Here is a 14,722-nt window from a genome sequence, read left to right on the forward strand (position 1 = left end):
AATCATCAATACCAACACGTAAACCCGTGCGGCTTTGCCGAACTTACAGCCATTTGGGGTTGTGTGTGAAAGAGATGGTCAGCCACCGGTGGGGGCCATCCTCACCAATTGCATCTGCAATTTTATCGCGGATTTTATCAAATTTGGTGACGCCGCTGTTTTCCATACTTTCTGGAATGACAATGTGGATCTCGATAAACAACCCGCGGCCGATACGAGTCGCGTAGTTGGAGTAATCGAGGAAACCATATTCCAGGGTCAACTGCGCCATGATGGATTCCATTTTGCAGTCCAGGTTGTCAGGCGTCATTTGTAACACCTCTCTCACTGCGGCCATAACGGTTTTGATCGGTACCGGTATTAATGCCAATGTTAATACGGCTAACGCAAAGGGGTCTGTATAGACATTAAGATACTCATAACGGGTTCCTTCCATCAACCAGGAAAGAACAAAGGCCAATAATAAAGCAGAACTGATACATGCCGACATTAACCAACTTTTAGTATCCAATGCGATAAGCTCTGACTTTATTCTTTGATTAAACCGGCGCTGTTTAAAATAAAGCGTAAAACAGAAAATACTGACGGTGATGGCATAGACAATTGCCCATCCCAGCTCGAGCTCACGTCCACCATCAAAAATCCCCTTAACGGCGTTAACAAAGGCATACAAACACAGCAAAACCAATAAGCTGCCGTTAAACGCCAGCACCAAGGGTTCTACATGCCAGAATCCGTACTGGAAACGGCGGCTGTGCGGTTGCCCCAGCAGGCGGGAAACCAACAAAGACAATGAGCACATGCCTGCATCCAGGGCCGAAAACATACCATCAAAAACAATCGACATCGAACCGCAAAGAATGCCAAACACGATCCCTGCACCTGCAATAAATAATGTGCATAAAATTGAGCGTTTGAGAATTCTTTGTTCCAGTTCGGTACTTTGCAACTGTTGTTGAATATTAGCCGATGCGGTTGCCATCATTCACCCTTATTTTATAACGTCAACAGCCTCTCGTTAATGTTAAAACGCGTTGGTCTGCAGCAGACACACAGACCAGCGCTGACATTGGAATACTTTTAGAGCGGGTAACGTAATATGGCATTTATATCGGCACCAGAAGGTAAATCGCCGCTGCGCACGGCTAAAACTCTTGCGCCGGTAGCCATCGCCCGCTTGGCAATCTCATCAATTAAACCGTAAGTATTTTCCTCATCACTGCCACTGAAAGTGATTAATCCCTGATCATCTATGGTGCCGTTCAGCGTGCTGTCGAGGTTAACCAGTAACAGCTCAATGGCACCGAAGGTGGCTGCCCTAGCCGCATCTGAAAGATCCTGAGTGACACGGCGTTCCCCTGAACGGATTTCAAAACGCGATGCTAACGCGTTTAATTGCGCCTGATAATAGTCATCCATTAATGGCCGCACCAGCGTCACCAACTCAGAGGCGCCGAGGTGTTCAGCGTTCCTAAAAAGGGTTTCATCTGTCAGGTTAGACAAGGAATTGGTTGAGCGGTAGATCGAGGCTAAAGGTTCAGAACTGACAAGGATAAGGGGCGAGTCATGTCTGGCAAATATTGGGCGTAACGCCTGGTCAATTTTGCGGGTGTATTGTGCCAGCCGCACTTTATGATGCACCGCACCATGATGATGATCATTCAACGCAGCCTCCCCCATCGCCTCCTTCAAGTGCGTGGGCATTTCTGGCACGTTCATTTCTTCTGCTGGCGCATCTGCAAAGAATTCAATCAGACGTGTTTGATTTTCAGAAAGTGCGAGGATGTAGGCCGAATGAGGGAAAGTTAATGCACGCAATAACGGTTTAAGGAAGAAGCGCTCCCCCACGACAAGCCGATTGGATAACTCATTTGCCAGGCGGTAAGTTCGGATGCTGTCCGGCGTTGCAAACACTGCCAGGCTTCTTGCATGCAGATCCCAAAACGATACATCTTCCAAGACGGAATACAGTTCTTCTTCTAGCGAAGCGATGCTGCGTTTATCCAAACCAGTGTCCGCAACCTGCAACAGCGCCTCCTTGATGAAGTTACCAAGCTGGATTTTGCTGGCTTCCAATTGTTGGTGCAAAGGAGAAGTTTCAAGATAAATTGAGACGCAGGCTGGTGAGCGGATATCAGCTAAATAGGCATACTCTTCACGACTTGGGATATCAACATAAAGCATGGATCACCTCGCAAACTGACGGTTTCAGGCTGTGCGATCCTTTAGTTCGTACAACTGGAACAACCAAAATAGTTGGTGGGAACCCACGCACATACCATATGGACTTTAACTATAGTTGTTCCCTTACATTACCGATGGAGAGCCAGAGAAATTTTTGCGTCTGGAAGGTGATGCATTCAACACTCCCCTGACTTTTGTAAGCCTGGCCTGAGCATTGCCAGCGAAGTTTGCGCAGCGCTTCCAATTTTTACCTGTGGCAGCTTATTGTCCCCTGGGCTGATATAGCGGTGGCAAAGGTCTTGATACCCCTATCGCCAGCAGTAACACGCAAGCCTCGGTTTTTGCCGGCATCGGCCCAGCTTCTGTCCGATAATGTCGTTCTTTTTCTGGCTTTAGACGACAAAGGTTTGCCAGCTTGTTTGCCTGTCATATATGTGCCGTTTTATGATCAACCAATTGATTTATTTGAGCGGCTATACCTTTCAACGAAATCACAATCAATTTTAAATTCAATGGATTGGAACCGATAATCTTCTGGGCAGCACTGAAAACCCGACGCCCACACGCCTATGATGCATTGGTGTGTTAACGCTGATAATTAAAGGCTATTTTAGAAAAATAAGGAAAAACTGCGCTTTAGCCTACATTTTATTAACTACCTGATTTTACGAGTATTGTTGCGTTATTCACTGAGCGTTATACTTTCATCTCCACCAGTCACCACTCCGAGTGTACTCATGAATCGATACTACGTTTCTGGCAGAGAAGGCCAGTTTGAGAAAGACTCTGGCGAACAGGTTTTGGCCAATAAGCTTGGGATTGCTGATTCAAATGAGATCGATGACGCCGAGCTGGTACTGCTGGAGCAGCTTTATCGCTCTGTTTTTGAGAATCACTTTCCGCTTGGGAAGCTCACCGTTGAGATACTGAAAGGCTGGCACCATCGCTGGTTAGGCAACATCTATGAGTGGGCTGGACAAGAAAGGATGGTTAATATCAGCAAAGGCGGTTTTATGTTTGCCCCCTCAGCGCAACTGCCCAAATTGCTGAACGATTTCGATGTGAAATATCTCGCCCGTTACACACCGTGTACAGATATGAGCGAAGAACAGTTGATTGAAGCTATCGCAATAACCCATGTGGAACTCATACTCATCCACCCATTCAGAGAGGGAAATGGACTGTTAGCCGATGTGATGGCGGTTCAGGCTGGCTATAAGCCGTTGGATTATCAGAGCTGGGAGCAGAACAAAACCCACTATATATCAGCCATTCACACGGGGATGTCAATGAACTACGAACCAATGAAACACTGGGTCAGTGAGGGATTAAGAAGGGATTAGGCGAGGCGCAGATGCGCGAACTTTTTACGTGCAGCTTCCAGCGAAGCTTCAACACTCGCTGAAGGTTGGCCTGTTTCAACAGCTGTTGACGTCGCCACAGAACGCACAATGTCCGCGCGAGATGGTTTAGCGTACATCACCTGCTCTTTTTTGTTAGTGCTCATAGCGACTCCTGATTAACTAATCCACTGGTTACAGTATACCAAGGATCGTAGAGAACTGCTGTCATTAACTCAGGGGAAGTCTGTGCTGTCGCATGAAAGGATGTCAATCTTGAAGATGGTACAATACACTTACGTGAAACCAAAAGCGGGATTGGGCGCTATGTTCAGTTGTCTCAGCAGGCCATCGAATTTATTCAGCAATTATCATCAAAAAATGAAGTTTATATATTCTCTTCACAATACAGGCGTACCCCTATCGTTCAAGAGTATCTAAATGCTGCTGCCGGAACGTTGTGAAAAGAAGGGAAAATGCTTGATATCCCTCTCTGGACACCTCATGACTTACGCAGAACCGTGCGCACTGGCTTGGCTAGTCTTGGATGTCCCAATGAAGTTGCGGAGGCCGTATTAGGCCACTCGCCCAAAGGGATTGTCGGCGTGTATAACCTCCATAGCAACGATAAAGAATGCAAGGTTTGGCTGCAAAAAGAGACTGTAATTTAAATTGTGTAATTGCCTGTTTTTGATATGTTCTTCCTGACAATGGAGACAGGCAAATTATGGACGAAAAGAAACTTAAGGCACTGGCTGCCGAACTGGCTAAAGGCCTCAAAACCGAAGCCGATCTTAATGCGTTTTCTCGTATGCTGACCAAGCTCACCGTCGAAACGGCGTTGAATGCTGAGCTTACCGAACACCTTGGTCATGAAAAAAATGCCCCTAAAACAGGTTCGAATACCCGCAACGGTTACTCATCAAAGACGCTGCTCACTGATGATGGCGAGGTCGTACTGAATACACTCCGTGATCGCGAAAACACTTTCGAGCCTCAGTTAATCAAGAAAAATCAGACACGTATCACGCAGATGGACAGCCAGATTTTATCCTTGTATGCCAAAGGAATGACCACAAGGGAAATCGTTGCCACATTCAAGGAGATGTACGATGCCGATGTGTCACCCACGCTAATATCCAAAGTCACTGATGCCGTCAAAGAACAGGTCACCGAGTGGCAGAATCGCCCCCTCGACTCACTGTATCCCATTGTTTACCTTGACTGTATCGTGGTGAAAGTGCGTCAAAATGGTAGTGTCATCAACAAGGCCATCTTCCTGGCTCTGGGGATTAATACCGAAGGTAAAAAAGAACTGCTGGGCATGTGGCTAGCCGAGAATGAGGGAGCAAAGTTCTGGCTCAACGTGTTGACCGAGTTAAAAATCGGGGGCTTCAGGACATCCTGATTGCCTGCGTGGACGGCTTGAAGGGCTTCCCAGAGGCGATAAACAGCGTTTATCCGCAAACCCACATCCAGTTATGCATTATCCACATGGTGCGTAACAGCCTGAAATACGTTTCGTGGAAAGACTACAAAGCGGTGACTAGCGTGCTGAAAACGGTGTATCAGGCCCCGACAGAGGAAGCCGCCCTGATGGCATTGGATAAGTTTGCAGGTATCTGGGATGAGAAATACCCGCAAATCAGCAAAAGCTGGCGTACTCACTGGGAAAATCTCAACACGTTCTTCGGTTACCCTGCGGATATCCGCAAGGCCATTTACACGACCAACGCTATAGAATCGCTGAACAGCGTAATCCGGCAGGCGATAAAGAAACGTAAGGTGTTCCCAACAGACGACTCAGTGCGAAAAGTGATTTATCTGGCGATCCAGGCAGCATCGAAAAAATGGAGTATGCCAATCCAGAACTGGCGGTTGGCGATGAGCCGCTTTATTATCGAGTTTGGTGACCGTCTAAACGAGCACCTTTAATACGCTGGCAGTTACACAGAATTATGGACAGGCTCTGCAAAAATGGGCAGATTATCTCGACACGTTGGGAACATGTTTTTCACCCGTTCATTTTAGCCTTGAGTGGCACAAGGCTAAAATGAATTTTTTCTTGTTCTTTACTCGGTTGTTATTTAGCTAAATGTAGTGTTTTTTACACACCTTGGTGAATTGGTGCATAATCATGTTCAGCGGCTACAAAAAATCATTCATACTTATGCTCTATTCACCTCATCGAGTATTTCTTTATACGTGTGCACAATTTTTATATTATTCGCTACTTTAGCTGTTTCAGCCGAAGGGCGAAACAAGAAGCCTTTATCAGCATTAATGATCATTTCTAAATCATTAAAAGCATCACCAACTGCAAGTATCTTAGATGCACCACCATTCCGTCTTAACTCATTAACGACATCAATTTTCCCATGCAGGCGACTGTACTCAGCGCCAGAGATAAACCCGTCTTCATTACACTTAAAATGATGGCACTTTAGCTCTAGATTTCCTAGGTTTTTGAGGAACGGCAGAACCATTTGATAGAAGGCATCTGAAACCAATATAATTCGATAACTTAGTTTTAGTTGGGTTATAAAATCCAAAGCACCAGGTAATAATGGCAAATCAGAAATTTCCTTTACAACATCTGATAATTTTAACTTGTTTTTATAAAGAGTATCAATTCTGTCGTTAACTAACTTTTTATAGTCAGGCTCTTCACGAGTTGTACGCGATAGTGAGAGTAACCCTGTTTTTTTGCAAGAAAGGGCCACATCTCAGGGATTAAAACACCTTCCACATCAATACATGCAATTTTCATTGTATTACCTCTTTAACTAATCATAGGTGAAAATGCTAATGCCCCGCCAAGACCGATTAATATACCACCAATAGTTTTATTGAGTATTGTTTGCTTCGAAAGCATTACTTCACGCAAAGTTACATTAGAAAAGAACAGTGCTACTAGGCTGAACCAGGCCCAGTGAGCAAAAGACATAAATAGCCCATAAGCAATCTGTAATGACAGAGGTGTTGAAGGATTAACAACCTGAGTATAAGTACTCACCACAAACAATGTAGTTTTCGGATTTAACGCATTTGTTAAGAAACCTGTACGTAGAGCACCAAATGGTGATATTCCCACTGAGGATGTAAGGTCTATATCCAACTGTATTTTAGTAAAGAAAGTTTTGTAACCTATGTATATCAGATAAATGGCCCCAACAATTTTTATTGCTGAAAATAAAAATTTTGAATGTGATATAATAAATCCAATGCCCATCATTGTATATGTCACATGAACTTGAACTCCTAGTGCGATCCCAACAGCGGCAAGTAAGCCAGCACGACGGCCATAAAGATAACTATTTCTAGTTACCATGGCAAAATCTGCACCAGGGCTAATTACAGCCAAAATAGTTATTATTGCAACAGCTACTAACTCCATCATACTTCTTACCTTTTAATAAAGACTTCATATCTTAGGTGAGTGCATCTACACCGTTCAATATAAGTATATTTAATTTTTTATTCTAACTTTGGCCCTGTTGTTTATCGAAGGGCCAATAAAATCCATCGTCAGAAATACCAATATCATGCTCAAATAACACTACAGGCAGATAGTGTTAGGTGTTAATACAATCTAATTTTTACGCCTAAATGTGGCAACAAGAACATCTCGATAGGCTTCTTCAGTTATGACATCTTGTACTATTGAACTGACACCGTGATATACATAGTGGTCGTTTAAAATAGCAATGTCGCCAGGTTTTTTTAGGGTGAAATTGGTAATGTGTTTTTTATCTAAATCATAAATAGTTGTCTCACCATTAATAACATTATGGCGTTCTACCATCATCATCATAACAAAATCGACACCATCACGATGAACTCCTTCAGGAGTTGGCTTCCCTTTTTCTTCACTACTGGCTTCTATTCTGAACTGATGAACTTCAATATGCCATGCTTGCCCAGATATTTGTTGGTTGAATAGCTCACATCCTAATTTGATAACACTATTCATCGTGTTACCATGCAAGATATGGTGGTGGATAGGTTCGTAATGACGCTCTATACCACCATTGAGATTATTATAATCACGGCCTTGATAGTGAGGTTGTTCTGGTTCTTTTTTCCATTGTTCACTTGATGGAAGAGCGCTCAATGTGGCATAACGACGTTTTCTGTATTTCCCACTATCTGCCATGTAGTCATCAAGAACAAGATCGTGCCAACTATCTTGGAAAATTTTCCAATCACTGAGCGCATCAACATCCTTACTTTTAAGTAGAGAGGAACACATTTCGCTATCGATAAAACAAAAATTATTTTTCTTTAACTCATGATTGATTCTTACTAGTTCTTTTTCTGCTTTTCGAGGGATTTGGTTGACTTCAACAACTGATTCTAACTCATTGAATAAACTCATTTTAGACAACTCTCCATGTGTATAAAAAAGCTCAAAACCACTTAGTTGGTAATATAAAATCACACATCTTTACCATTAATAATATTGAGTTATAATCATTGAAATTGTTGAGAAAATGTCATCTATTATGAAGATTCCCCCGTTGAACACTTTGCGCTTTTTTGAAGCGGTAGCCCGACATCAAAGCTTGATTAAGGCTTCTCAAGAGCTATGCGTTACACAGTCCGCCGTCAGTCGTCAGATCAAGCAGCTAGAGGATACATTAGGGATATCGCTGTTTGAGCGCAGGAATAGAGCCATCTTTTTAACTCCAGATGGAGTGAGGCTTAAGATAGCTTGCCAAGAGATGCTTGAAATCCTCAAAGCAGCTATGGAGCAACTGGGTTCATGCCAATCAGACCAACCTTTGGTTGTTTCATGTGAACCGACAATTATGATGAGGTGGTTAATCCCGCGTTTACCTGTTTTCAATAAAAAGCAACCTGATATACAGATCCATCTTTTTGCTGCTGGGGGGCCTATAGATTTCGCTCGCAGTCACGTTGATTTGGCATTGCGACGTGATGATTTTAACTGGGACAGAAATATTTTTTCGGAAATGATAGGGCAGGAACTTATGGGGCCGGTATCTAAAGCTGAATTATTAGGTAGCGCGTTTCCACTCGCGAAGATTAATGCGTTGCATACTCATACGCGGCCTGATGGTTGGCAACATTGGCTAAAAATTAACAACTTTAATATGGAAATAATCAAGAATACTTGGTTCGAGCACTTTTATATTATGCTCGAAGCAATTGGAGCGGGGGTCGGAATAGGGCTTTGTTCCTTATATATGGTTGAGAAAGGGCTTAGGAATGGGCAATTGATAGCTCCTTGTGGTTTTGTTCCCGATGGTTCTTCGTATCATTTGTTATCATCAGAACCTTTTCATATAGACCATAGAAAAACTGCTTTTCTTACATGGATACGGGAAGAATTTAATGATAGTAAAAATTTTTATCTAAATCAAAATAATTGAATCAATGTTTCAAGACAATCTTCAAAAATGGATGCTGCCAATCCCCCTCATCGATCAGGCAGTAAGATACAAACCCATCATGCTCTAACGCGCAAACAAGCCCCAGATGTGCGGTAACGAAGTCATAGACGGCCCGGCTTTCCAACCCTTGCAGCATATGAGCCAGTAGCTTGCGGCGCATTACGTCACACTTCCACCACTTACCCGTTACCACGCATTTGTAAGTGCAGTTGAAGGTCTGGCCCACTGCGTTTGTAACACAACGCCCATAGCGGTTAGTTCGGGTAGTTCTTCAAGCCTTGATTAAATCATGCCTAGGTGGCTACAGAAGCCTAATGTAGCCACTACTTGAGGGTTGCATCATCCAGCATTTAAAAACGAATGATTGATTTAGCTCGCTTCTTGGGCTTGCCCGAACCTACCTCAGTAACACTCTGATGCTTCAACTTTAACCGGAGATAGGGGTGTACCCATTTCAACAGAACGCTGCTGACCAGCCCATCATGCTCACTTGAACCACATACGCCAGGATTCAGCAAGATCGTCTCATACGTCGCTTGGCTTTCAATGCCCTGTAGCATATGGCTGAGGATGCGACGGCGATCCTCCTGAGTAATCTTCTTGGGGTTAACCAGATATGTTTGACGCACTGCATTGCGGATTGCCAGTCCCCGCCCCGGGCAGTTAACTCCTAGCCCAATGTAGACTTCGACAAGCTGTTTTAGCTTCTTTCGGATTGGCTTAATGAACTCACGCCAGCTATCCGCCTTCTCTACCGCCACGTCATACCCATAAGCGTTATACAAAATGTTGAATACTTCACTGTCCCTATGCTTCCTGACTTCGCCAAGTGAGTAAATCAGACTGTAAATCAAAGTTTTGCCGATCCTTCGTCAATATCGAAGCGCCGCATCACTTTTTCTTTGGTGATTTTCTTCAGGCCTACACGCTTAAGCCCATATTTCTCAAGTTCATGGCGCAGGATGGTCAATTGGCTGCTTTCGATGTCATAGTTGTAGCCTTCAAAGATATGCCACTTAATGGTGGATTTTAACGTCTGAAAGCCACCATGCTTCTCAAAAGAGCGTGTACCCAGATCAGCCACGTTATATTCAGGCCAGTACTCCACCACCAAGGGAACGCTGCTGACGAGTCTACAGCCACGCTCAGCAAGATGATTCAAAAACATAGTCTTCTGGAGCGCCTCCCTTTCATTCAAGGGCTGATAGGCTTGTAGTTTATCCAGGTTAATACGCAACCCACCCATGTTGCGGTACACTTCCCGCATATAAACTTGCGTTTCCCGAGACATAATATGGCGTACAGAATGCTTGGGTTTGCGGCATTCCGATAGAGCCTTCTGGATCAATGATTCCTCGGTAAAACTGTCTAGATTCCGCCTACGGCGTGCAGTCGTGAGATAAATCAGGCGATCGGTACGTTGCATATACTCAGCATGTTTTTGATCGCCAAACCATCTACGAAGATGGGCCTTTGAACAGGCCTCGTCGTGAGGACAGAATTTGTCTACCGATGTGGGGTCAGTCCAACCAACCCTTCAACTGTCAGCACTGTCGCTTTCGGTTTTTGACTCTCTTCTAATAACCGTTGCTTTTCATCCTTCAGCTCAGAAGCCGGACAGCGCCCTTCACTTCTGAATAGTTTGAGTTCTTGCAATCTCATCCGGGCCATTGCATGTGAAGTTTGCGTAACGCTTCCAATTTTTACCTGTGACAGCTTATTGTCCCCTGGGCTAGTATAGCGATGGCAAAGGTCTTGATACCCCTATCGCCAGCAGTAGCACGCAAACCTCGGTTTTTGCTGGCATTGGCCCGGCCTCTGTCCGATAACGTCGTTCTTTCTCTGGCTTTAGGCGACAAAGGTTTGCCAGCCTGTTTGCCTGTCATATATGCTCCGTTTTATGACCAACCAATTGATTTATTTGAGCGGCTATACCTTTTGCTCCACCTGAATGCTGTAGCGGTTTTTTATGAGGCAACGTGATACCCAATGATGACAACGAAATCACAATCAATTTTAAATTCAATGGATTGGAACCGATAATCTTATGAGCAGCACTGAAAAACTCGACGCCCACACGCCAATGATGCAGCAGTATCTGCGCCTTAAAGCGCAGCATCCTGAGATCCTGTTGTTCTACCGCATGGGGGATTTCTACGAGCTGTTCTATGACGATGCCAAACGTGCATCTCAACTGCTGGAAATATCACTCACCAAGCGTGGTGCTTCCGCGGGGGAACCAATCCCGATGGCGGGCATTCCTCATCATGCGGTAGAAAACTATCTCGCCAAGCTGGTTCAACAAGGGGAATCTGTCGCAATTTGCGAACAGATTGGCGATCCGGCCACCAGCAAAGGCCCGGTCGAACGCAAAGTCGTGCGTATCGTTACTCCAGGCACCATTACCGATGAAGCCCTGCTGCAAGAACGGCATGACAATCTGCTGGCCGCTATCTGGCAGGATGGCCGTGGCTTTGGTTATGCCACGTTAGATATCAGTTCCGGCCGTTTCCGCGTCGCCGAGCCAGAAGATCTCGAAACCATGGCTGCCGAGCTGCAACGCACCAACCCGGCGGAACTGCTCTACCCGGAAACGTTTGAACAAATGGCGCTAATCGAACAGCGTCATGGGCTCCGCCGCCGCCCGTTATGGGAATTTGAACTCGAAACCGCTCGCCAACAGTTGAACCTGCAATTCGGTACCCGCGATCTTACCGGCTTTGGCGTTGAACAGTCCCATCAAGCACTGCGTGCAGCAGGTTGCCTGCTGCAATATGTCAAAGATACCCAGCGCACCTCATTACCCCATATCCGTGGTATCACCATGGAACGCCAGCAAGACGGCATTATTATGGATGCGGCAACCCGCCGTAATCTTGAAATCACCCAAAGCCTTTCCGGCGGCAGCGAAAATACCCTGGCCGCCATACTTGATCGCACCGTGACGCCGATGGGCAGCCGCATGTTGAAACGCTGGTTGCATATGCCAACCCGCGACATGAGCGTGCTGAACAACCGTCAACAAGCGATTACCGCGCTACAGGAACTGAGCACTGAGTTGCAGCAGCCGTTGCGCCAGGTTGGCGATCTTGAGCGCATTCTTGCCCGCCTGGCACTGCGCACCGCTCGCCCACGCGATCTGGCCCGCATGCGCCACGCCTTCCAACAATTACCGGATATTCGTGCACTGCTGGAAAACGATGAAACGCCTCAGGTACAGAAACTGTTGTCGCAGGTAAGCCAGTTTGACGAACTGCTGGCTTTACTGGAACGTGCCATTGTGGAAGCACCGCCGGTCCTGATCCGGGATGGTGGGGTAATAGCTCCAGGCTATAACGAAGAGCTGGATGAATGGCGTGCGCTGGCAGACGGTGCCAGTGACTATCTGGATCGCCTGGAGATCCGCGAGCGTGAAAAGCTGGGTCTGGATACGCTAAAAGTAGGTTTCAATGGAGTACATGGATACTACATTCAGGTCAGCCGTGGGCAGAGCCACCTGGTGCCAATCCACTATGTCCGCCGCCAGACATTGAAAAATGCGGAACGCTATATCATCCCGGAACTGAAAGAGTATGAAGACAAAGTACTGACTTCAAAAGGGAAGGCATTGGCCATAGAGAAAGGGCTATATGAAGAGCTTTTCGATCTGTTGCTGCCCCACCTTGAAGCGCTGCAACAGAGTGCGGGTGCATTGGCAGAGCTGGACGTTTTAGCCAACCTGGCGGAACGTGCCGAAACGCTGAACTATACCTGCCCAACCATTAGCGAGCAGCCTGGTATCCGTATCGCCGATGGCCGTCACCCAGTTGTGGAGCAGGTTTTAAGAGAGCCCTTTATTGCCAACCCGGTCTCACTCTCGCCGCAACGCCGAATGTTGATTATTACTGGTCCAAATATGGGGGGAAAAGCACCTATATGCGCCAAACCGCGCTGATTGTTCTAATGGCGCACATCGGCAGTTTTGTACCTGCGACCAAAGCCACGATCGGCCCGGTGGATCGTATCTTTACCCGCGTAGGGGCTGCAGACGATCTGGCCTCTGGCCGCTCCACTTTTATGGTGGAAATGACCGAGACCGCCAATATCCTGCATAACGCCACGGAGAACAGCCTGGTGTTAATGGATGAGATTGGCCGCGGCACCTCCACTTACGACGGGCTTTCACTTGCCTGGGCCTGTGCAGAAAACCTGGCCAGCCGCATCAAAGCCATGACGCTGTTTGCCACGCATTACTTTGAACTGACCACCCTGCCAGAAAAAATGGAAGGCGTGGTTAATGTTCACCTGGACGCATTAGAACACGGCGACACCATTGCCTTTATGCACAGCGTACAAGATGGGGCCGCCAGCAAAAGCTACGGCCTGGCAGTTGCGGCATTGGCCGGAGTACCGCGTGATGTGATCAAACGTGCGCGCCAGAAACTTCGCGAATTGGAAACTCTCTCAAACCAGACAGCGGCTGGCACGGTGGATGCCACCCAGATGACGCTGCTGAACGAAGAGGTTTCTCCGGCCGTGGAAGCGTTGGAGGCGTTGGATCCCGATTCATTGTCGCCGCGCCAGGCACTCGAGTGGATCTATCGCTTGAAAAGTCTGGTCTGAGTCTTAACGCTTGTTAATATGCCCACTAAACCAGCGCCCTGTTTGTGGTAAGGCCCGCTCTCCTTTGGATAGCGGGCTGTAAAGAAACAAAATCAATTGCATAAAAAAACGGTGAGCCTAGGCCCACCGTTTTTATTTTAATGGTTGAATACGTTTATTCGCGGAACAGTGCCTCAATGCTCAGGCCCTGCATTTGCAGAATTTCACGCAGGCGGCGTAAGCCTTCAACCTGGATCTGACGAACACGCTCGCGAGTCAGGCCAATCTCACGGCCCACATCTTCCAGCGTTGCCGCTTCGTAGCCCAGCAGGCCGAAACGGCGAGCCAACACTTCACGCTGTTTGGCGTTCAATTCGAACAGCCATTTAACGATGCTTTGTTTCATGTCATCGTCTTGCGTAGTGTCTTCTGGCCCATTGTCTTTTTCATCTGCCAAAATATCCAGCAGCGCTTTCTCGGAATCACCACCCAACGGCGTATCCACAGAAGTGATACGTTCGTTCAGGCGCAGCATACGGCTGACGTCGTCAACCGGCTTGTCGAGTTGCTCCGCAATCTCTTCTGCGCTTGGTTCGTGATCCAGTTTGTGAGAGAGCTCGCGCGCGGTGCGCAAATAGACATTCAGCTCTTTGACGATATGGATTGGCAAACGGATCGTACGGGTTTGATTCATAATCGCCCGTTCAATCGTCTGGCGGATCCACCAGGTTGCATAGGTTGAAAAACGGAAACCGCGTTCTGGGTCAAACTTTTCCACCGCACGGATCAGACCAAGGTTACCCTCTTCGATCAGATCCAGCAGCGCCAGGCCACGATTGCTATAACGACGGGCAATTTTAACGACCAACCTCAGGTTACTTTCTATCATGCGGCGGCGGGACGGCACGTCTCCGCGCAGTGCACGCCGCGCAAAATAAACTTCTTCCTCTGCGGTCAGCAGAGGTGAGTAACCGATTTCGCCCAGATAGAGCTGCGTTGCATCCAATACGCGTTGGGTAACACCTTGAGACAACAGTTCGTCTTCCGCCAAGTCATTCTCACTGGCCTCTTCTTCTACCAGTGCTTTTTCATCGAATGACTCAGCCTCCGTGGCGTTCTCATCGAAATCTGCATCGTCATGTAACTCGTTAACTTTCAGCGTATTTTGGCTCATAAAGCGGCTCCTACCCGTGATACCGC

12 protein-coding genes and 2 pseudogenes are annotated in these 14,722 nt (G+C 46.6%); 4 read left to right on the plus strand and 10 right to left on the minus strand.

The genetic code is table 11. The features are described 5' to 3' along the window. Positions 1-43: 43 nt before the first annotated feature. Both ACQ86O_RS00360 and ACQ86O_RS00365 read right to left on the minus strand, forming a co-directional pair. On the minus strand, positions 44-982 hold the full coding sequence (locus tag ACQ86O_RS00360; protein WP_431225615.1) for a cation diffusion facilitator family transporter: 939 nt from the start codon (positions 980-982) through the stop codon (positions 44-46). Between the two features lie 98 nt (positions 983-1,080). Then, complete coding sequence (locus ACQ86O_RS00365; RefSeq protein WP_431223682.1) at positions 1,081-2,184, minus strand: hypothetical protein; 1,104 nt, start codon at positions 2,182-2,184, stop codon at positions 1,081-1,083. 737 nt (positions 2,185-2,921) lie between these two features. On the opposite strand from ACQ86O_RS00365, the gene ACQ86O_RS00370 reads away from it, so the two are divergent. Next, on the plus strand, positions 2,922-3,527 hold the full coding sequence (locus tag ACQ86O_RS00370; RefSeq protein WP_431223683.1) for a Fic/DOC family protein: 606 nt from the start codon (positions 2,922-2,924) through the stop codon (positions 3,525-3,527). Here ACQ86O_RS00370 and ACQ86O_RS00375 read toward each other — a convergent pair. Then, a complete protein-coding gene (locus ACQ86O_RS00375) occupies positions 3,524-3,691 on the minus strand; it encodes a hypothetical protein (RefSeq protein ID WP_431223684.1) in 168 nt (55 codons plus the stop codon). The genes ACQ86O_RS00370 and ACQ86O_RS00375 overlap by 4 nt on opposite strands. A 560-nt stretch (positions 3,692-4,251) precedes the next feature. Here ACQ86O_RS00375 and ACQ86O_RS00380 point away from each other — a divergent pair. Continuing rightward, positions 4,252-5,459: pseudogene (locus ACQ86O_RS00380) on the plus strand (IS256 family transposase). Between the two features lie 233 nt (positions 5,460-5,692). Here the strand turns inward: ACQ86O_RS00380 and thrH are convergent. From thrH to ACQ86O_RS00395, 3 genes are all read right to left on the minus strand, one after another. Then, a complete protein-coding gene (gene thrH, locus ACQ86O_RS00385; RefSeq protein WP_431223685.1) occupies positions 5,693-6,247 on the minus strand; it encodes a bifunctional phosphoserine phosphatase/homoserine phosphotransferase ThrH in 555 nt (184 codons plus the stop codon). A 59-nt stretch (positions 6,248-6,306) separates the two neighbouring features. After that, the gene (locus ACQ86O_RS00390) at positions 6,307-6,924 is read right to left on the minus strand and encodes a LysE family translocator (RefSeq protein WP_431223686.1); all 618 of its coding nucleotides are present in this window, start codon (positions 6,922-6,924) and stop codon (positions 6,307-6,309) included. Between the two features lie 192 nt (positions 6,925-7,116). Next, entirely contained in the window at positions 7,117-7,965 is an 849-nt protein-coding gene (locus ACQ86O_RS00395) for a 2OG-Fe dioxygenase family protein (RefSeq protein ID WP_431223687.1), read from the minus strand. 79 nt (positions 7,966-8,044) lie between these two features. On the opposite strand from ACQ86O_RS00395, the gene ACQ86O_RS00400 reads away from it, so the two are divergent. Continuing rightward, positions 8,045-8,920: a LysR family transcriptional regulator gene (locus ACQ86O_RS00400; RefSeq protein ID WP_431223688.1), complete on the plus strand. Its 876-nt coding sequence runs from the start codon at positions 8,045-8,047 to the stop codon at positions 8,918-8,920. A gap of 1 nt (position 8,921) precedes the next feature. On the opposite strand, the gene ACQ86O_RS00405 is transcribed toward ACQ86O_RS00400, so the two are convergent. The 3 genes from ACQ86O_RS00405 to ACQ86O_RS00415 form a co-directional block, all read right to left on the minus strand. Beyond that, complete coding sequence (locus ACQ86O_RS00405; RefSeq protein WP_431223689.1) at positions 8,922-9,101, minus strand: hypothetical protein; 180 nt, start codon at positions 9,099-9,101, stop codon at positions 8,922-8,924. 190 nt (positions 9,102-9,291) lie between these two features. After that, complete coding sequence (locus tag ACQ86O_RS00410) at positions 9,292-9,795, minus strand: hypothetical protein (protein ID WP_431223690.1); 504 nt, start codon at positions 9,793-9,795, stop codon at positions 9,292-9,294. Continuing rightward, complete coding sequence (locus ACQ86O_RS00415; RefSeq protein WP_431223691.1) at positions 9,792-10,367, minus strand: hypothetical protein; 576 nt, start codon at positions 10,365-10,367, stop codon at positions 9,792-9,794. The genes ACQ86O_RS00410 and ACQ86O_RS00415 overlap by 4 nt, the downstream gene beginning before the upstream one ends. 621 nt (positions 10,368-10,988) lie before the next feature. Between ACQ86O_RS00415 and mutS the strand changes: the two are divergent. Beyond that, positions 10,989-13,543, plus strand: a pseudogene (gene mutS / locus ACQ86O_RS00420) (DNA mismatch repair protein MutS). A gap of 154 nt (positions 13,544-13,697) precedes the next feature. On the opposite strand, the gene rpoS reads toward mutS, so the two are convergent. Then, the gene (rpoS, locus tag ACQ86O_RS00425) at positions 13,698-14,696 is read right to left on the minus strand and encodes an RNA polymerase sigma factor RpoS (RefSeq protein WP_431223692.1); all 999 of its coding nucleotides are present in this window, start codon (positions 14,694-14,696) and stop codon (positions 13,698-13,700) included. Positions 14,697-14,722: the final 26 nt, after the last annotated feature.

This window comes from Serratia sp. L9 (assembly GCF_050632285.1).
GTDB lineage: Bacteria > Pseudomonadota > Gammaproteobacteria > Enterobacterales > Enterobacteriaceae > Chania.